We start from the raw sequence: 17,953 nt of genomic DNA on the forward strand, positions 1-17,953 counted from the left end.
CTGGTTCCTTCCGCGATGGACGACGGGCCGGGGTCCGGCCCTGCCTGCTCCATGGGACGGCGACCGGGCCCGCTCCACCAGGGCTCTTCGACCCCTCCCGAGGGGACCCCGGCCCCTGACCCGCACGGCCGGCGAGTGCCTGGGTTCGGCACCAGGCCCTGATCGCGGCCTCCGCGGCGCGCAGGGCCGCCGAGCAGGTGCGCAGGCGACACCTCGGGCACCCCGTCGACACCCGGAGCCCCTCGATGGGCTGGCGCCGGTGGTGGAGGATGGGCGCATGGCGATCCACATCACCGGCGACGACGCCGCCGACCAGGTGCTCACCGACGACCCGTTCGCGCTGCTCGTGGGCATGATGCTCGACCAGCAGTACCCGATGGAGCACGCCTTCCGCGGCCCCGCGAAGGTGCTGGAGCGTTTCGGCAGCCTCGAGCCGGCGCGGATCGCGGCCGCCGACCCCGAGGAGTTCGCGTCGCTGTGCGCGACCCCGCCGGCGATCCACCGCTTCCCGGGCTCGATGGCGGCCCGGCTGCAGGACCTGGCCCGCATCGTCACCGACGAGTACGACGGGCACGCCGAGCGGCTGTGGCTCGAGGCCACGGACGGCAAGGACCTGCTCAAGCGGGTGATGGCCCTGCCGGGCTTCGGCAAGCAGAAGGCGCAGATCTTCGTGGCGCTGGTCGCCAAGCAGCTCGACGTGCGCCCCGAGGGCTGGGACGCCGTGGTCGGGGACTACTCCCAGGAGGGCTACCGCTCGGTGGCCGACGTCGTCGACACCGCCTCGCTGCAGAAGGTGCGTGACTTCAAGAAGCAGAAGAAGGCCGCCGCGAAGCAGGCCCCGGGACCGAGCTGATCCACGGCCTGGTCCGCGACCGGATCCTCGCTAGGATCCTGAGCGCAGCCTGAGGGTGGGCTGAGGCACGGCTGAGGGGGCGGACCGCCCTGATGCTGGCCGACCACCACCCCCGTGGCAGAATGTTCATCGCGGCTCTTGACGACTCCGGGCCTTGCCGCGCCCACACGTCAGCACACGAGAGGTGTTCGTGTCCTCGAACGCACGCAAGATCCCGACCGAGGTGCTCGCCCACCCGTCCGTGGTGGCCCTGATCGAGCACGGCACCCCCACGGGGAGCCTGACGCCTGAGGAGGTGCGGCGGGCCAGCGAGGAAGCGGCGATCGAGCCCAAGCACCTCAAGGCGCTGCTCGCCCACCTGAGCGGACTGGGGATCTCGGTGCACATCGGTGCGGCCAGCAGTGCCCGCGCCGTGGCCGCGACCTCCACGCGCAAGACCACGACCGCCAGCGCCGCCAAGAAGGCGCCCGCCAAGAAGGCGGCTCCGGCGAAGACCGCCGCACCGGCGAAGAAGGCGGCGGCGAAGAAGACCACCGCCGCCGCCAACACCGCCGGCGCCGACGCCGAGCCGGTCGACACCGTCGAGGCGGTCGTCGAGGCCGTGCCGACCGTGGGCCCCGACGGCAAGAAGATCCTGCCCGACGTCCCGGACGAGCAGTTCGAGAAGGACGTCAAGAACGACCCGACGATCAAGGAGGACGAGAAGGACGCGTCCTTCGTCGTCTCCGACGCCGACGACTCCGGCGAGCCGGAGCAGCAGGTCATGGTCGCCGGCGCGACCGCCGACCCGGTCAAGGACTACCTCAAGCAGATCGGCAAGGTCCCGCTCCTCAACGCCGAGATGGAGGTCGAGCTCGCCAAGCGCATCGAGGCGGGCCTCTTCTCGGAGGAGAAGATGGCCAAGGGCGGCCGCATCGGCCCCAAGCTCCTCGAGGAGCTGGAGTGGATCTCCGAGGACGGGCGCCGCGCCAAGAACCACCTGCTCGAGGCCAACCTGCGTCTCGTGGTGTCGCTGGCCAAGCGCTACACCGGTCGCGGCATGCTCTTCCTGGACCTGATCCAGGAGGGGAACCTCGGCCTGATCCGCGCGGTCGAGAAGTTCGACTACACCAAGGGCTACAAGTTCTCGACCTACGCCACCTGGTGGATCCGCCAGGCGATCACCCGCGCGATGGCCGACCAGGCCCGCACCATCCGGATCCCGGTGCACATGGTCGAGGTCATCAACAAGCTCGCCCGGGTGCAGCGCCAGATGCTGCAGGACCTCGGGCGCGAGCCCACCCCCGAAGAGCTCGCCAAGGAGCTCGACATGACCCCCGAGAAGGTCATCGAGGTCCAGAAGTACGGCCGTGAGCCGATCTCGCTGCACACGCCCCTGGGCGAGGACGGCGACTCGGAGTTCGGTGACCTCATCGAGGACTCCGAGGCCATCGTGCCCGCCGACGCCGTCTCGTTCACGCTGCTGCAGGAGCAGCTGCACGCCGTGCTCGACACGCTCTCGGAGCGCGAGGCCGGCGTGGTCAGCATGCGATTCGGCCTCACCGACGGCCAGCCCAAGACCCTCGACGAGATCGGCAAGGTCTACGGCGTGACCCGTGAGCGGATCCGCCAGATCGAGTCGAAGACGATGTCGAAGCTGCGCCACCCCTCGCGCTCACAGGTGCTGCGCGACTACCTCGACTGAGCAGGACAGCACCACACGCAGCGCCCGGGAGCCTGGCTCCCGGGCGCTGCTGCGTTCCCGGTAGTCAAGAGAAGGACCCGGCAACAACGCAGCAGGCCCCCGGACCGAGGTCCGGGGGCCTGCTGATCAAGCGCTAGGGGAGTGGCGTCACTCCGTCTCGGGGGCCTTGGCGGCCATCGGGGAGTCGGAGGTCAGCTTGTGCGTCTCGTCGATGACGTTGGACGCGACCTCCTTGAGCTTGTCGCCGTGCTCGCGGGCGTGGTGGGCGCAGAAGAGCAGCTCGCCGCCGCTCTGCAGCTCCACGCGGAGGTAGGCCTGGGCTCCGCAACGGTCGCAGCGGTCCGCTGCGGTCAGCGGGGCGCTGGGGGCAACTGTGGTGGTCACATCGGCCTCATTTCTTCGATCACTCGGTGCTTGGCTCAACGTAGCGAGGGGACCCAAGATTCCCGCGATCATCTGATTCCCCTGTTGTGAGCGTCTCAACCCGACCATCGGGGTGAGAGCGCCTGTCCGTGCTCTCCCAGTGTGCGGGTCGGGGCGAGGGGAGCGGGGTCATCTCACGTTTCCCGTTCCGATCGTTTCCACATCGTGACGTGGCCGGCCCTCGTGCTGGGTCTCTCCACGCTAGCGGTGCCCCCGTGGGCGAGCCTGTGCGGGGCACCGGCGTGTCGTGACCTAGATTCGGAGCAGCACCCGCACCCGGATGGGTCGCGGTGCGCACCCGCCGTACGCACGTCCTGCCAGGAGCCCCACGATCGCCGACAACACCTACAACGCCGCCCACCTCCTCGTCCTCGAGGGGCTCGAGGCGGTGCGCAAGCGTCCCGGCATGTACATCGGCTCGACCGACACCCGCGGGCTGATGCACTGCCTGTGGGAGATCATCGACAACGGTGTCGACGAGGCGCTGGCCGAGTCCGCCACCCGCGTCGAGGTCGTGCTGCACCCCGACGGCTCGGTGGAGGTCCACGACGACGGTCGCGGCATCCCCACCGACAAGGAGCCCAAGACCGGGCTGCCCGGTGTCGAGGTGGTGGCCACCAAGCTGCACGCGGGCGGCAAGTTCGGCGGCGGCTCGTACGTCGCCACGGGTGGTCTGCACGGCGTGGGCCTCTCGGTCGTCAACGCGCTCTCCTCGCGCATGGACATCGACGTGGAGCGTTCGCCCGCGGCGCAGGGCCTGTCCTTCCAGCGCGGCGTGCCCGGCGTCTTCGAGGGCGAGGGCCTCGGCGGGTCCTTCGAGCCCCGCTCGGGCCTGACCCGCAAGGGAGGGCGGGTGGCCAAGGGCCGCTCCGGCACCCGCATCCGGTTCTGGCCCGACCGCCAGATCTTCACCAAGGACGCCACCTTCGTCTACGACGAGCTGGTCACCCGGGCGCGCCAGACCTCCTTCATCGTGCCCGGGCTCGAGCTCGTGCTGCGCGACCTGCGCGGCGAGGAGCCGGTCGAGGAGAGCTTCCGCCACGACGGCGGCATCTCGGAGTTCACCGAGTTCCTGGCCCCCGACGAGGCCGTGACCTCGGTGCTGCGGCTGCAGGGCAGCGACACCTTCACCGAGACCGTGCCGCTGCTCGACGACAAGGGCCACATGACGCCCCAGGAGATCGAGCGCGAGCTGGTCGTCGACGTCGCGATCCGCTGGGGCACCGGCTACGACACCGAGATGCGCTCCTTCGTCAACGTGATCGCCACCCCCAAGGGCGGCACCCACCTCAGCGGCTTCGAGCAGGCGCTGACCAAGACCTTCAACGACGTGATGCGCCAGAGCAAGGCGCTGAAGGTCAACGACGCCGACGTGGTCAAGGACGACGTGCTCGAGGGCCTCACCGGGGTCGTGACGGTGCGCCTGGCCGAGCCGCAGTTCGAGGGCCAGACCAAGGAGATCCTCGGTACGCCGGCCGCGCGCACCGTCGTGCGCAAGGTCGTGGCGCGCGAGCTGAAGGAGTGGCTGACGTCCTCCAAGCGCGAGCAGAAGGCCCAGGCCAAGCTCGTGATGGAGAAGGTCGTCGGCGCCGCCAAGACCCGCCTGGCCGCGCGCCAGCACAAGGAGACCCAGCGCCGCAAGAACGCTCTGGAGTCCTCGGCGCTGCCGTCCAAGCTGGCCGACTGCCGCGACAACGACAACGAGCGCACCGAGCTGTTCATCGTCGAGGGCGACTCCGCGCTCGGCACCGCCAAGCTGGCCCGCGACTCCTCCTTCCAGGCGCTGCTGCCGATCCGCGGCAAGATCCTCAACGTCCAGAAGGCCTCGGTCGGCGACATGCTCAAGAACGCCGAGTGCGCCTCGATCATCCAGGTCGTCGGCGCCGGGTCGGGTCGCACGTTCGAGCTCGACGCCCGCCGCTACGGCCGGATCATCTTCATGGCCGACGCCGACTCCGACGGCGCCCACATCCGCTGCCTGCTGGCCACGCTGTTCTTCAAGTACATGCCCGAGCTCATCACCGAGGGGCGCGTCTACTCCGCCGTGCCCCCGCTGCACCGCATCGAGCTGTCCAACCCCAAGAAGGGGATGGACAAGTACGTCTACACCTACTCCGACGACGAGCTGCAGCGAAAGCTCGCCGAGCTGAAGAAGAAGAACGTGCGCTGGAAGGACCCGGTGCAGCGCTACAAGGGCCTCGGCGAGATGGACGCCGACCAGCTGGCCGAGACCACCATGGACCCGCGCCGGCGCACCCTGCGCCGCATCACCGTCGACGACGCCGACGTGGCCACCCAGGTCTTCGAGCTGCTGATGGGCTCCGACGTCGCGCCCCGCAAGGAGTTCATCGTGCAGGGCGCCTACGACGTCGACGTCGAGGCGCTCGACGCCTGAGTGTCGTCCTCACCGCCGGCCTGGGACGATGGAGGGCGTGCCCGCCTCCCCCTCCCCGCGCCGCCGCGGGATCGCCGCGCTGCTCGCGCTGGGCGTGCTCGTGTCGGGCTGCACGGGTGGGCCCGGGGGAGCACCGGAGCCCAGCGGTGACCTGGCCAGCACGGACGCGCCCGACCCGCCCAGCGCCTCGGAGCGGCTGGGCCTGCGCCCCGGGTGGGGTCCGAGCCGCGCCGAGCTCGACCTCGCGGCGCGGCGTACGCAGCGGATGAGCCTGCCGCAGCTGGCCGGGCAGGTGATCGTCGCGCGCTGGGACGGCACCGGGGCGCCGACGGCGCTGGTGCGGCGCCTGCACCTGGGCGGCGTGGTCGCCTTCGCCGACAACATCTCCTCCACCGACCAGCTGCGCCGCGCCACCCGGGCGCTGCAGCGCGACGCCGGGCGGGACTGGCCGGTCATGGTGGCCGTCGACCAGGAGGGCGGCTCCGTCGCGCGGGTGCGCGGCTCGGCCACCGGCTTCCCCGCGTTCATGTCGGCCGGCGCGGCCGCCCGGCCGGCCCTGACCCGGCGCACCTACGCCGCCAGCGGCCGCGAGCTGCGCGGCCTGGGCGTCAACGTCGACCTGGCCCCCGACGCCGACGTCACCACCGGCCCCGCCGACCCCGTCATCGGCAGCCGCTCGGCCGGCTCCGACCCCGCCGCCGTGGCCCGCCACGTGGTGGCCGCCGCCCGCGGCTTCCGCGACGCCGGCGTCGTGCCGGTCGTCAAGCACTTCCCCGGCCACGGCTCGCTTGGCACCGACAGCCACCTCGCCCTGCCGGTGCAGCGGCGCCCGCTGGCCGCCCTCTCCCGCACGGACCTGCGGCCCTTCCGGGCCGCGGTCGAGGCCGGGCTGCCGGCGGTGATGACCGGCCACATCGCCGTCGCCGACGTCGATCCCGGGGTGCCGGCCAGCCTCTCGCGGCCGGTGGTGACCGGGCTGCTGCGCCAACGGCTCGGCTTCGACGGCGTGGTGATGAGCGACGCGCTCGACATGGGCGCGGTGAGCGGGCGGCGTACGCCGGCGGTGCAGGTGCTGCGCGCCGGCTCCGACGTGGTGCTGATGCCGCCCGACCCGGCCGCGACCCGCACCGCGATCGTGCGGGCCGTGCGCGACGGCCGCCTGGGCCGCACCCGCCTGCGCCAGGCCGCCGCGCGCACCATCGCGCTCCTCGAGCACCACGCCTCGGGCGACCCGGCCCCGCCCGGCAGCGGCCGGGCGGCCTCGCGGCGGCTCTCGGCGGCCGCCGTCACCGTCGCCGCCGGTCCCTGCCGCGGGCCGCTCGTGCGGGGGTCGGTGGTGCCGCTGGGCGACGCGACGGCGGTGCAGGCGTTCCGGGCCGCGGCCCGGTCGGCGGGGCTGGCCCTGGGCCAGGTGCGCTACGAGAAGCCGCCGCGCCCCGAGCGCACGGGGCGGAGGAAGAAGGACCGCGCCGCGCTGCGCCGCTGGCGGCGCACCGAGCCGGTGCGCGTGGTCGACGGCACACCGGTGCACCTGCTGGGCGGCGGTGCCGCGCCCGACACCGGCGTCGTGGTCGCCACCGACCGGCCCTACCTGCTCGGGGGATCGAGCGCGCCCGTGCGCATCGCGACGTACGGCGAGACCCCGGGCGCCATGTCGGCGCTCGTCGACGTGCTCACCGGGCGCGAGCGCGCTCCCGGGCGGCTGCCCGTCGACGTGCCCGGAGTGCCGCGGCGCGGCTGCTGAGCCCCGCTGGGTGCCGTCAGGCGTGCTGGGTCAGCAGACCGGTGTCGACGTCGTAGACGAACCCGCCCACGGAGACGCTGTCGGGCACCAGCGGGTGCGTGCGCACCTTGGCCACGTCGTCGGCCAGCGCGGCGAGCTGGTCGGCGACCACGTGGAAGGGCTGCCAGGTGGAGTCGGTGCCGGCGGAGGCCGTGACCCGCTCGTGCAGCTCGGCCTCGGTGGCGCTGGCCATGGCGCAGCGGGTGTGCGGGATCACGAGGACCCGCTGCACGTTGAGCAGGTGGGCGCCGAGGACGAGCGCCTCGAGCGCCGCCTCGGTGACCCGGCCGCCGGGGTTGCGGAAGATCTTGGCGTCACCGGCGGAGAGCCCGAGCATGCCCAGCGGGTCGATGCGCGAGTCCATGCAGGTCACGATCGCCACGCCGGCCTTGGCGATGCCGTCGAAGCCGGCGTACTCGAAGGAGTCGGCGAAGCTGCGGTTGGCCTCGAGGAGGTCCTCGAAGGCGGCTGGGTTGGGGTGCGAGTCGGCCATGGCCCGCAACCTAGCCGACGGCGGGCACCCCGGTCGCGGCGTCTCGGCCGTGACCTGCGGCACGTGTGTCGGCGCCGCGCAGCAGCACCAGCGCCAGCACCGCGGCCAGCAGCGCGCACCCGGCGGCGCCGAGGAAGACGGTCTGCTCCTGGGCGATGCCGGCGGCGCGCAGCAGGTCGGAGTACTCCGCGCAGCGGGTGGTGCCCGCGGGGCAGACGTCCTGGATGGGCGGGATGTCGGCCTGCTCGGCGTAGTAGCGGCGCAGCCCGATCGTGGTGAGCGCCGAGATGCCGACCAGCATCCCGACCGTGCGGGCGACCACGACCATCGCCGAGGCCAGGCCGTGCACGGCGTCGGCGGTGTGGGCCAGCACGGCCGCGTTGACCGGCGCCAGCGCGAGGCCGAAGCCCAGCCCGCCCACCACCAGCGGCACGGTCGCCGTCCAGCTCTCCAGGGCGTCGACGCCCCAGCGCGACATCATCACGAAGCCGGTCGCGGCCATCACCATCCCGGCGGCGGTGATCACCCCGGCGGGCAGCACCCGGGTCAGGTAGCCGCCGACGACCGCACCGACGGGCAGCGCGACCAGGAAGCGCACCAGCACGAGCGCCGCGAGCAGCTGGGAGTCCTGGTACGTCGTGGTGCGGGCGAAGAGCGGCACGTCGATCAGGGCCGCGATCAGGGCGGCCCCGATCAGGAAGCTGACCACCACCGAGCCCCACGCGGGCCGGTCTCGCAGCGCCCCGCGCGGCAGCAGCGGGTCGCTGGCGCGGCGCAGGTGCACCACGAACGCGACCGAGGCGACGGCGGCCCCCAGCAGGTACCACCGGCCCTGGTCGGAGAAGACCTGCACCTTGGGGTCGGCGGTGGCGAAGGCCAGGATCACCCCGCCCAGCGCGACCGCGAGGTAGGTCGCCCCCGTGACGTCGGCCTCGCGCAGCGAGCGGCCCCAGGCACGCAGGTCGACCAGCGGCCGCCGGGCGGTCAGGGTGCGGGCCACCACCAGCAGCGCCAGCACGACGGTGACGGCGCCGACGGGGGTCAGCCACCGGCCGCCGCCGTCGACGAACGGGATGAACAGCCGGCCGTAGTCGATGTCGGCGCGCAGGGAACCGGGCGGTTGGAAGACCAGGGCACCCGCGAGGAGCAGCAGCAGGAGCAGGCCCAGCCCCACCAGGTCGGGCCGCCCCCGGCGCGGGTCGATGCGCCGGTCACGGGGGCCGGTCGTGGTGCCGCTGCGCGCGGCCAGGGCGGCGATCGCCGCGGCCAGCACCAGGCCCACGGCCAGGTTGATCAGGAAGATGGCGCGCCAGTCGGCGAAGGCCAGCACCGCGGCGCCGTACAACGGCCCGACGACGCTGCCGATCTCCTGCACCGCCGAGACCAGCCCGAGCGGCACCCCGCGCCGCTCCCGCGGGTAGAGGTCGGCGACCAGCGCCAGGGTGGCCGGCACCAGGCCGCCACCGCCGACGCCCTGCAGGAAGCGTCCGGCCACCATCGAGGGCATGTCGTAGGCGGCGGCGGTGACGATCGAGCCGATCGCGAAGACGACCAGCGAGGCGGTCAGCACCGGCACCCGGCCGCGCAGGTCGGCGATCCGACCGATCAGCGGCAGCATCGCGACGTAGCCGAGCAGGAAGCCCGAGATGATCGGCGCCGCGCGCTGCAGCTGGTCGGGGGAGAGCCCGACCCCGGCCATCATGTCGACCAGCGCCAGCACCACCACGTAGGTGTCGGCGGCCGCGAAGGCCACCGCGAGCGCGGCCAGCCCCAGCAGCAGCCGGGCACCCCGGTCGGTGCCCGCGGTGCCGCCCGCGGCGCTGCTCGTGCTCACTCGGGCGCGGTGATCTCGGGCGAGGAGCCGTAGTCGTCGAAGTCGACGGTGTAGGTCATCGACTCGCCGTCGCCGTAGAAGGCGCCGGTCAGCTCCATCGAGCGCAGCTCGCCCCCGTCGGAGACGGCGTACGAGGCGTCGAAGTCGCCCTCGGCGCTGGGGATGATGGTGGCCGCGACCTCCTGGGAGATCGTGCCGGTGTAGGTGGTCAGCACGTCGCGGTTGTCGGTGCCGCCGCGCACCTGCTCGCCCGCCTCGACGTCGTCGGTGCTGGTCAGCAGCGACGAGAAGCCGCCGTCGGCGCCCAGCAGGGCGGCCGGGTCGGGCGCGCCGTACTCGGCCGGGTCGATCTGCGACCAGCCGGTCGTCAGCGGCACCTGGGCGTGGACGACGTCGTCGACCGCGACCACGGGAACCTCGGGCTCGAAGCCGGCGAAGCGCACGGTGATCACGCCGTCGAAGGCCGCGGGGCTGGGGGTGCCGACGCCCTCGGCGCGCAGCAGCCCCTCGACGCCCTCGGGGAGGTCGTCGGTGACGAGGCTGACCTGCACGCCGCTGGTCTCGTCGAGGGTCGCCTTGGCCTCGGCGAGCACCTCCTGCGCGCTCGGGGCCTCCTCGGCCGCGCTGTCGTCGCCGCTGCTGCAGGCGGAGAGGCCGCCGAGGCCCAGGAGGCCGGCCGCGGTCAGGGCCGCGAGGGTGGGAGCACGCATGTCACTCAGCCTTGCACATCGTCGGCAACGCCCGGGTCGACCGCGGGCACGTCGGCGGCGCTCGCCGGCACGCGCAGGGCGACCGGGCCGGAGCACGCCGCGACCGCCTGCGACCCGGGCACGCCGGAGCCGTCGCGGCGCCCGGTCGCGGCGGGCAGCTCGACCGGCGCACCGCTGGCCGCGGCGGCGCGGGCGGGGGCGGTGCCCGCCCAGGCCAGGACCAGCGCGTCCTCGCCCTTGAGGAAGCGGTGGCAGCGCACGCCGCCGGTGGCGCGACCCTTGGCGGGGTACTCGCTGAACGGCGTCACCTTGATCGCGCCCACCTCGGTGCCGGGCAGGGCGGTGGCGGAGCCGGAGGCGGTGACCAGCACCGCGCCCTCCGGCGCCGACGGGTCGACGACCCCGAACCACAGCACCGCCTGGCCGTCGGTGAGCCGGATGCCGGCGATGCCGCCGCCGGACCGGCCCTGGGGACGCACCGCGTCGGCGGAGAAGTGCAGCAGCTGGGCGTCGGTGCTGACGAAGCACAGCGACTCCTGGCCGGTCACGAGCTCGACGGCGCCGACGACCTCGTCGTCGTCCTTGAGCCCGATCACCTCCCAGTCGTCGCGGTTGAGCACCTCGGGGTTGACGCGCTTGACGACGCCCTGCCGGGTGCCCAGCGCCAGGCCGGGCCCGTCGGTGGCCAGCGTGCACAGCGACAGCGCCCGCTCGCCGGTCTCGAGGGAGAGCAACTCGCTGAGCGGCACCCCGCCCTGCAGGTTGGGGTCGTTGGCCGAGGCGGGGATGGTCGGCAGGTCGAGCACCGTCAGGCGCAGCAGCCGCCCGCGGCTGGTCAGCACCCCGACCTCGGCGCGCGCGGTCGTGGCCACCGCGGAGACCACGACGTCGTGGTTGGTGCGGTCGCCACCCACGCCCGGCGCCTCGGCGCTCGAGGAGCGCGCCAGCAGGCCCGTGGAGGACAGGTAGGCGAAGCACGGGTCGTCGGCGACCTCGAGCGGCGTAGCCGCCGCGGCCGCCGGGGTCCCGGCCGACTCCAGCAGCACCGTGCGGCGCGGGGTGCCGTAGGTCTTGGCGACCTCGGCCAGCTCGTCGGAGACGACCTCGCGCAGCAGCTGGTCGTCGGCCAGGATCGCGTCGAGCGCCTCGATCTCGCCGCGCAGCTGCTCCTGCTCCTTCTCCAGCTCGATGCGGCTGAAGCGGGTCAGGCGACGCAGCTGCATCTCGAGGATGTAGTCGGCCTGCAGCACCGAGAGCTCGAAGACCGTGGTCAGCCGCTCGCGTGCGGCGCCGGCGTCGTCGCTGGTGCGGATCACCTGGATGACCTCGTCGATGTCGAGCAGCGCGACCAGCAGGCCGTCGACCAGGTGCAGGCGCTCGGCCTTCTTGGTGCGGCGGAACTGCGTGCGCCGGCGTACGACGTCGTAGCGGTGGCCCAGGAAGACCTCGAGCATCTCCTTGAGCCCCAGGGTGCGGGGCTGGCCGTCGACGAGGGCGACGTTGTTGATGCCGAAGGAGTCCTCGAGCGGGGTCTGGCGGTAGAGCTGCTCGAGCAGCGCCTCGGGCACGAACCCGTTCTTGACCTCGATGACCAGGCGCAGGCCGTGGTCGCGGTCGGTGAGGTCCTTGATGTCGGAGATGCCCTGGACCTTCTTGGCCTGCACGAGGGTCTTGATGCGCTCGACGATCTTCTCGGTGCCCACGCCGTAGGGCATCTCGGTCACCACGATCGCCTTGCGCCGACCGATCGTCTCGATGCGGGCCGTGGCGCGCATCTTGAAGGTGCCGCGGCCGGTCTCGTAGGCGTCGCGGATGCCGTCGAGGCCCACGATCTTGCCGCCGGTGGGCAGGTCGGGGCCGGGGATGAAGCGCATCAGGTCGTCGATGCCGGCGCCCGGGTGGATGATCAGGTGCCGCAGCGCCTGGACCACCTCGACGAGGTTGTGGGGGGCGCAGTTGGTGGCCATGCCGACCGCGATGCCGGTGGTGCCGTTGACCACCAGGTTGGGGATCGCCGACGGCAGCACCGACGGCTCCATCTCGCGGGAGTCGTAGTTGGGCCTGAAGTCGACGGTGTCCTCGTCGATGGAGGCGGTCATCGCCACGGCCGGCGGGGCCATCCGGCACTCGGTGTAGCGCATGGCGGCGGGGGAGTCGTCGGGCGAGCCGAAGTTGCCGTGCCCGTCGATGAAGGGCAGCCGCATCGACCACGGCTGGGCGGTGCGGACCAGGGCGTCGTAGATCGCGGAGTCGCCGTGGGGGTGCAGGCGACCCATCACCTCGCCGACGACGCGGGCGCTCTTCACGTGCCCGCGGTCGGGGAAGAGCCGCATCTCGTTCATCGTGTAGAGGATCCGCCGCTGCACCGGCTTGAGACCGTCGCGCGCGTCGGGCAGCGCCCGGGAGTAGATGACGGAGTAGGCGTACTCCAGGAACGAGCTGCGCATCTCGTCGCCGACGTCGATGTCGAGGATGTGCTCCTCGAAGTCGTCGGGCAGCGGCTGCTTGGTGGAACCCTTGGCCATGGGGCCATTCTCCCCGCACGTCCCCGCGCTCGGCGCCGGGGCACGCCGGTCGCGGGTCTTCGGTAGATTCCCTCTCGTGAGCGGCGGCCCCCAGCAGGACGACATCGAGACCTCCACCGAGCCCGCGGCACCCGGTGCCCCACGGCACTGGGAGGCCGACGTCCTGCTGCGCGACGGACGCACCGCCCACATCCGCCCGATCCGCCCCGACGACGCCGAGCTGCTCGTCGACTTCTACAGCCGCGTCTCGGACCGCTCGAAGTACTACCGGTTCTTCTCGCCCATGCCGCGCCTCTCCGACCGCGACGTGCAGCGCTTCACCCGCGTCGACCACCACGACCGGGTGGCGCTGGTGCTGGTGCTGGCCGACCGGATGATCGCGGTCGGCCGCTACGACCGGGTCCGCACCGGCGAGGCCGAGGTCGCGTTCCTGGTCGAGGACCAGCACCAGGGCCGCGGCATCGCCCAGCTGCTGCTCGAGCACCTGGCGCAGGCCGGTCGCGAGCGCGGGCTCGAGAAGTTCACCGCCGAGGTGCTGCCCGACAACTCCCGGATGATCCAGACCTTCCGCGACGCCGGCTACCGCGTGGCCAGCGAGTTCGAGGACGGCGTCATCCAGCTGGAGTTCCCGATCGACGCCACCGACACCGCGATCGGGGTGATGCAGGACCGGGAGCACCGCGCCGAGTCCGCCTCGATCGAGAAGTTCTTCAACCCCCGCTCGGTGGCCATCATCGGCGCCTCGCGCCGCCAGGACACGATCGGCCAGACGCTGGTGCGCAACCTGGTGATGGGCGACTTCACCGGTCGCGTGTACGCCGTGAACCCGTCGGCGGGCGCGGTGTCGGGGCTGCCGGCGTACAAGAGCGTGGGGGAGATCCCCGACCACGTCGACGTGGCCATCGTCGCGGTGCCCGCCGACGCGGTGCAGGACGTCGTGCTCGACTGCGCGGCCAAGGGCGTGCACGGGCTGGTGGTGATCTCCAGCGGCTTCGCCGAGACCGGCGAGGAGGGCCGCCAGCGCCAGCGTCGCCTCGTGGGGCTCTCGCGCTCCTACGGGCTGCGCCTGATCGGGCCCAACTGCCTGGGCGTCATCAACACCGACCCCGGTGTCTCCATCAACGCCTCGCTGTCGTCGGTGATGCCGCCGCGCGGGCGGGCCGGCTTCTTCTGCCAGTCCGGTGCGCTGGGCTCGGCGATCCTCGAGAAGGTCCAGAACCGCGGGCTGGGCCTGTCGACCTTCGTCAGCGCCGGCAACCGCGCCGACGTGTCGGGCAACGACCTGCTGCAGTACTGGGAGGAGGACGACTCCACCGAGGTCGTGCTGCTCTACCTGGAGTCGATCGGCAACCCGCGCAAGTTCTCCCGGATCGCGCGACGGGTCTCGCTGCGCAAGCCGATCATCGCGGTGCGCTCGGGGCGCACCACGCAGGGCGTGCCGATGGGGCACGCGGTGCGCAAGATCGCCGCCCCGCCGGCGGCCGTCGACGCGATGTTCCGCCAGGCCGGGATCATCCAGGTCGACACCCTCGACGAGATGTTCGACGTCGCCCAGCTGGTGGCCCACCAGCCGCTGCCGCGTGGGCGCCGGGTCGCGATCGTGGGCAACTCCGACGCGCTGGGCCTGCTGGCCGCCGACGCCGCGGCCGCGGTCGGCCTGGTGGTCAACAAGGCGGTGCCGCTGGGCGCCGAGGCGACCGCCGAGGACTTCGAGGACGCGCTCGACGCGGCCATCGACGACCCCGACGTCGACTCCGTGGTCGCGGTCTACACCCCGCCGCTCAACGTCAGCGGCGAGGAGGTCGCCAACGTGCTGGCCGCGATCGGGGAGCAGTCCGACAAGCCCCTGGTCTCGACCTTCCTGGGCGTCGAGGGCGTGCCCGAGCTGCTGCGCGTGCCCGACGTGGCCGGCTCCACGGCCGGGCGCGGCTCGGTGCCGTCGTACCCCGCCGTCGAGGCGGCGGTGCGGGCCCTGGCCCGTGTCGTCGACTACGCCGTGTGGCTGCGCACCCCCGACGGCACACCCCTGGACCCCGAGGGCGCCGACGACGACACCGCACGCGGCATCGTCAACCGGGTGCTGGCCGAGCACCCCCAGGGCGCCGAGCTGGGCCGCGACGACCTGCGGGCCCTGCTGGCCGCCTACGACATCGACCTGTGGCCCTCGCGGGTCGTGAGCAGCCTCGGCGAGGCCAACGCCGCCGGCGCCGAGCTCGGGTGGGACGTGGTGCTCAAGGCGACCGCCGACCACCTGCGCGAGCGCCCCGACCTGGCCCACGTGTGGCGCAACATCGACGGCGTCAACCAGATGCGCGACGCCTGGGCCTCGCTGTCGGCCCTGGTGGGCGAGGAGGACCTGACCGACGCGTTCCTGGTGCAGGGCACCGCCCCGCCCGGGGTGCCGGTGTCGATCTCGAGCATCGAGGACCCGCTCTTCGGGCCGGTGGTCTCCTTCGGCATCTCCGGACCGCTCACCGAGCTGCTCGGCGACCGGGCCTACCGCATCCCGCCGCTGGGCACCCGCGACGCCGCCGCGATGGTGCGCGAGGTCAAGGCCAGCCCGATGCTCTTCGGCTACCGGGGCAGCGAGGTCGTCGACGTCGGGGAGGTCGAGCGGCTCATCAGCCGCGTCTCGCAGCTGCAGAACGACATGCCCCAGCTCTCCGCCCTCGAGCTCGGGCTGGTGCTCGCCGGGCCCTCGGGATCGACCGTGCTCGACGCCTCGGCGCGGGTCGAGCCGGCCGCCGACTCGCGCTCCGACTGGTTCGTGCGCCGGATGCCCTCACAGCCGGGCGACACCATTCCGAGCTGAGGTCGACCTACCCGTATGCTCCGTGGTCATGGTGATCTCTGACAGCGCGCGCCTGCTCTTCGTGCACGTGCAGAAGACGGGTGGGTCGACCATCCACAACCGGCTCACGGAGGTCCTGCCCGACGCACGCCAGGTCAAGGGCGTCGACCGGCACGCCACGCTGGGCCAGATCCTGCGCGCCGAGCCCGAGCTGTCGACGTACTGGACCTTCGGGATCGTGCGCAACCCGTGGGCGCGGATGCTGTCGTGGTTCCGCATGGTCGAGCGCTTCCGCGACTCCGAGCAGGACGGCGAGCGCCGCCTGGACCGCAAGAACCAGTTCATCCGCTCGGTCGCCGAGACCTGCCCGGACTTCGAGTCCTTCATCATGAAGGGCCTCGACGAGTTCTCCCGGCTGCAGACGCCGCAGTGGCGCTACCTGGCCACCAAGACGCGCCGCGCCGACATGATCGGGCGCCAGGAGAGCCTCGAGGCCGACCTGCGCGCCGTGCAGGCCCGCTTCGACATCGCCTGGGAGCCGCTGAAGAGCGTCAACATCGACCGCACCCGCCCCGACTACAAGGCGGGCCCCGAGCTCGGTGGGCGCGACACCCGCTACCGCAGCGAGTACACCGACGAGATGGCCCGACGCGTCGAGGCGGCCTTCGCCCGCGACGTCACCGCCTTCGGATACGAGTTCTGAGCATGCGCGCCCGCACCGACGACCGTGACCGCCTGCGCGAGCTGCGCGCCGCCATCGACCGCACCGGCTACTACCCCGAGGTGGTCGGCGAGGGCGTCCAGGCCGCCGTGGCCGGCGAGCAGGTGGTCTCCTTCTTCGTCCACCACGAGCCGACCTTCGAGCACGACGAGGTGCGCCGGCACCTGTCGGTGGTGGTGCTGACCCCGACCCGGCTGGTGCTGGCCCACACCGACGAGCACACCGGCGACGACCTGCTGCCCGAGCCCTACACCTCGACCTCCACCGAGGCGATCCGGCTCAGCGCGGTGCGCTCGGTGGTGGTGACCCGGATGGTCGCCAACCCGACCTCGGGCCCGGGCCACCCGGCCGAGGCCGTGATGACGATCGGCTGGGGCGGGGTGAGCCGGGTCGACCTCGAGCCCGCCGGCTGCAGCGACCCCGAGTGCGACGCCGACCACGGCTACACCGGGGTCCTGGCCCCCGACGACTTCTCGCTGCGGGTCTCGTCCGCCGCCGACGGCAAGGACGCCGTGGCCGGGCTGCTCGCCTTCGCCGAGTCCCTGTCGTCGCGCACCCACCAGGCGCCGTCGGCGCCGTGACGTTCCTCGCGCCCGGGTACGGCGACCGGTCGCTGGCCGACGTGGTGCCCGCGGTCGGTGCCGCCCTGGGGGTGCGTCTCGAGGGTGCCGCGCACGAGGGGCTCGCGCTGCCCGAGGCGCCGGCGTACGTGGTGTTCCTCGTCGACGGTCTCGGGGCGCGGCTGCTGGAGCGCTACGCGCACGTGGCGCCGTACCTGTCGTCCCTGCGCAGCGCCGCCCCGGGGGCGACGGCCGGGGTGCCGTCGACGACCGCCACCAGCCTGACCTCGCTCGGCACCGGGCTGCCGCCGGGCGCGCACGGCGTCGTGGGGTTCACCTCGCGGGTGCCCGGCACCGAGCGGCTGCTCAACGCGCTGGCGTGGCCGAGCGACGTCGACCCGGCCGAGTGGCAGCCGCACCCGACCGTCTTCTCGCGGCTGCGCGAGCGGGGCGTGGCGGTCAGCGTCGTCAACAAGCGCGAGTTCGTCAGCAGCGGGCTGACCCGGGCCGCCCACCGCGGCGCCGACTTCGTGGGCGCCGACAAGGTGGGGGAGCGGATCGCGGCCGCGGTCGCGGCCTCCGACCACGCGCCCTCCCTGACCTACCTCTACGACGGCGACCTCGACTGGACGGGGCACCGCTACGGCGTCGCCTCCACCGAGTGGCTGCAGCAGCTGGCGATGATCGACCACGAGGCCGAGCAGCTGCGCGAGGCGCTGCCGTCCTCGACCCGCCTGGTGGTCGTCGCCGACCACGGCATGGTCGACTCCCCGGACGCCTCGCGCGTCGACGTCGACACCGTGCACGAGCTGCGCGACGGGCTGGTGCTGTTCGGTGGCGAGGCCCGCTTCCGCCAGCTCTACTGCCAGCGCGGTGCGGTCGACGACGTCGTGGCCACCTGGCGCTCGGTGCTCGGCGACAGGGCCGAGGTGCTGACCCGCGAGGACGCCACCGCCCTGGGCTGGTTCGGCGAGGTCTCCTCCGCGGTGCGCCCGCGCATCGGCGACGTCGTGGTGGCCTGCCGGGGCGACGCGGCCGTCATCTCCAGCGTCGACTGGGCCTACGAGGCCCGCCTCGTGGGCCTGCACGGCTCGCTGACGCCCGAGGAGATGCTGATCCCGGTCCTGGTCGACTGAGGGGCTCGGCGGCCGCTGCAGGAGTCCCCGGCCGGCCGGGGACTC

General features: G+C 73.0%; 13 protein-coding genes. 8 read left to right on the top strand and 5 right to left on the bottom strand.

Going from position 1 to position 17,953, the window contains the following annotated elements:
* The first annotated feature begins 277 nt into the window (after window positions 1-277).
* Together JOE61_RS19970 and JOE61_RS19975 are read left to right on the top strand one after the other, a co-directional pair.
* Window positions 278-853 carry an HhH-GPD-type base excision DNA repair protein gene (locus JOE61_RS19970; protein WP_193670306.1) on the top strand — a complete coding sequence of 192 codons (576 nt, stop codon included), beginning with the start codon at window positions 278-280 and terminating at the stop codon, window positions 851-853.
* A 184-nt stretch (window positions 854-1,037) separates the two neighbouring features.
* On the top strand, window positions 1,038-2,537 hold the full coding sequence (locus JOE61_RS19975) for an RNA polymerase sigma factor (RefSeq protein ID WP_307823123.1): 1,500 nt from the start codon (window positions 1,038-1,040) through the stop codon (window positions 2,535-2,537).
* A gap of 147 nt (window positions 2,538-2,684) precedes the next feature.
* Here the strand turns inward: JOE61_RS19975 and JOE61_RS19980 are convergent, their stop codons facing one another.
* Window positions 2,685-2,921 (bottom strand): DUF7455 domain-containing protein, encoded by a 237-nt coding sequence (locus tag JOE61_RS19980; RefSeq protein ID WP_193670307.1) that lies wholly within the window; start codon window positions 2,919-2,921, stop codon window positions 2,685-2,687.
* Between the two features lie 319 nt (window positions 2,922-3,240).
* Here JOE61_RS19980 and JOE61_RS19985 point away from each other — a divergent pair, with 319 nt between their 5' ends.
* Window positions 3,241-5,355, top strand: a complete 2,115-nt coding sequence (locus JOE61_RS19985; protein ID WP_193670308.1) for a DNA gyrase/topoisomerase IV subunit B — start codon at window positions 3,241-3,243, stop codon at window positions 5,353-5,355.
* A 37-nt stretch (window positions 5,356-5,392) separates the two neighbouring features.
* Window positions 5,393-7,099, top strand: a complete 1,707-nt coding sequence (locus tag JOE61_RS19990; protein WP_193670309.1) for a glycoside hydrolase family 3 protein — start codon at window positions 5,393-5,395, stop codon at window positions 7,097-7,099.
* A gap of 16 nt (window positions 7,100-7,115) precedes the next feature.
* Here the strand turns inward: JOE61_RS19990 and JOE61_RS19995 are convergent, their stop codons facing one another.
* Genes JOE61_RS19995 through JOE61_RS20010 form a run of 4 tightly spaced genes read right to left on the bottom strand, consistent with a single transcriptional unit; the run spans window position 7,116 to window position 12,700 of the window.
* Window positions 7,116-7,631, bottom strand: coding sequence for a beta-class carbonic anhydrase (locus JOE61_RS19995; RefSeq protein ID WP_193670310.1), 516 nt, complete (start codon window positions 7,629-7,631; stop codon window positions 7,116-7,118).
* 10 nt (window positions 7,632-7,641) lie between these two features.
* Complete coding sequence (locus tag JOE61_RS20000) at window positions 7,642-9,465, bottom strand: MFS transporter (protein WP_193670311.1); 1,824 nt, start codon at window positions 9,463-9,465, stop codon at window positions 7,642-7,644.
* On the bottom strand, window positions 9,462-10,175 hold the full coding sequence (locus tag JOE61_RS20005; RefSeq protein WP_193670312.1) for an LppX_LprAFG lipoprotein: 714 nt from the start codon (window positions 10,173-10,175) through the stop codon (window positions 9,462-9,464). The genes JOE61_RS20000 and JOE61_RS20005 overlap by 4 nt, the downstream gene beginning before the upstream one ends.
* A gap of 5 nt (window positions 10,176-10,180) precedes the next feature.
* Window positions 10,181-12,700: a DNA gyrase/topoisomerase IV subunit A gene (locus JOE61_RS20010; RefSeq protein WP_193670313.1), complete on the bottom strand. Its 2,520-nt coding sequence runs from the start codon at window positions 12,698-12,700 to the stop codon at window positions 10,181-10,183.
* A 76-nt stretch (window positions 12,701-12,776) separates the two neighbouring features.
* Between JOE61_RS20010 and JOE61_RS20015 the strand changes: the two genes are divergently transcribed.
* Genes JOE61_RS20015 through JOE61_RS20030 form a run of 4 tightly spaced genes read left to right on the top strand, consistent with a single transcriptional unit; the run spans window position 12,777 to window position 17,908 of the window.
* Window positions 12,777-15,512 (top strand): GNAT family N-acetyltransferase, encoded by a 2,736-nt coding sequence (locus JOE61_RS20015; protein WP_307823124.1) that lies wholly within the window; start codon window positions 12,777-12,779, stop codon window positions 15,510-15,512.
* A gap of 28 nt (window positions 15,513-15,540) precedes the next feature.
* On the top strand, window positions 15,541-16,194 hold the full coding sequence (locus tag JOE61_RS20020; RefSeq protein WP_193670315.1) for a sulfotransferase family 2 domain-containing protein: 654 nt from the start codon (window positions 15,541-15,543) through the stop codon (window positions 16,192-16,194).
* 2 nt (window positions 16,195-16,196) lie between these two features.
* On the top strand, window positions 16,197-16,793 hold the full coding sequence (locus JOE61_RS20025; protein WP_193670316.1) for a DUF5998 family protein: 597 nt from the start codon (window positions 16,197-16,199) through the stop codon (window positions 16,791-16,793).
* The gene (locus JOE61_RS20030; RefSeq protein ID WP_193670317.1) at window positions 16,790-17,908 is read left to right on the top strand and encodes an alkaline phosphatase family protein; all 1,119 of its coding nucleotides are present in this window, start codon (window positions 16,790-16,792) and stop codon (window positions 17,906-17,908) included. The genes JOE61_RS20025 and JOE61_RS20030 overlap by 4 nt, the downstream gene beginning before the upstream one ends.
* Window positions 17,909-17,953 lie beyond the last annotated feature (45 nt).

This window comes from Nocardioides salarius, from assembly GCF_016907435.1.
Lineage (GTDB): Bacteria > Actinomycetota > Actinomycetes > Propionibacteriales > Nocardioidaceae > Nocardioides > Nocardioides salarius.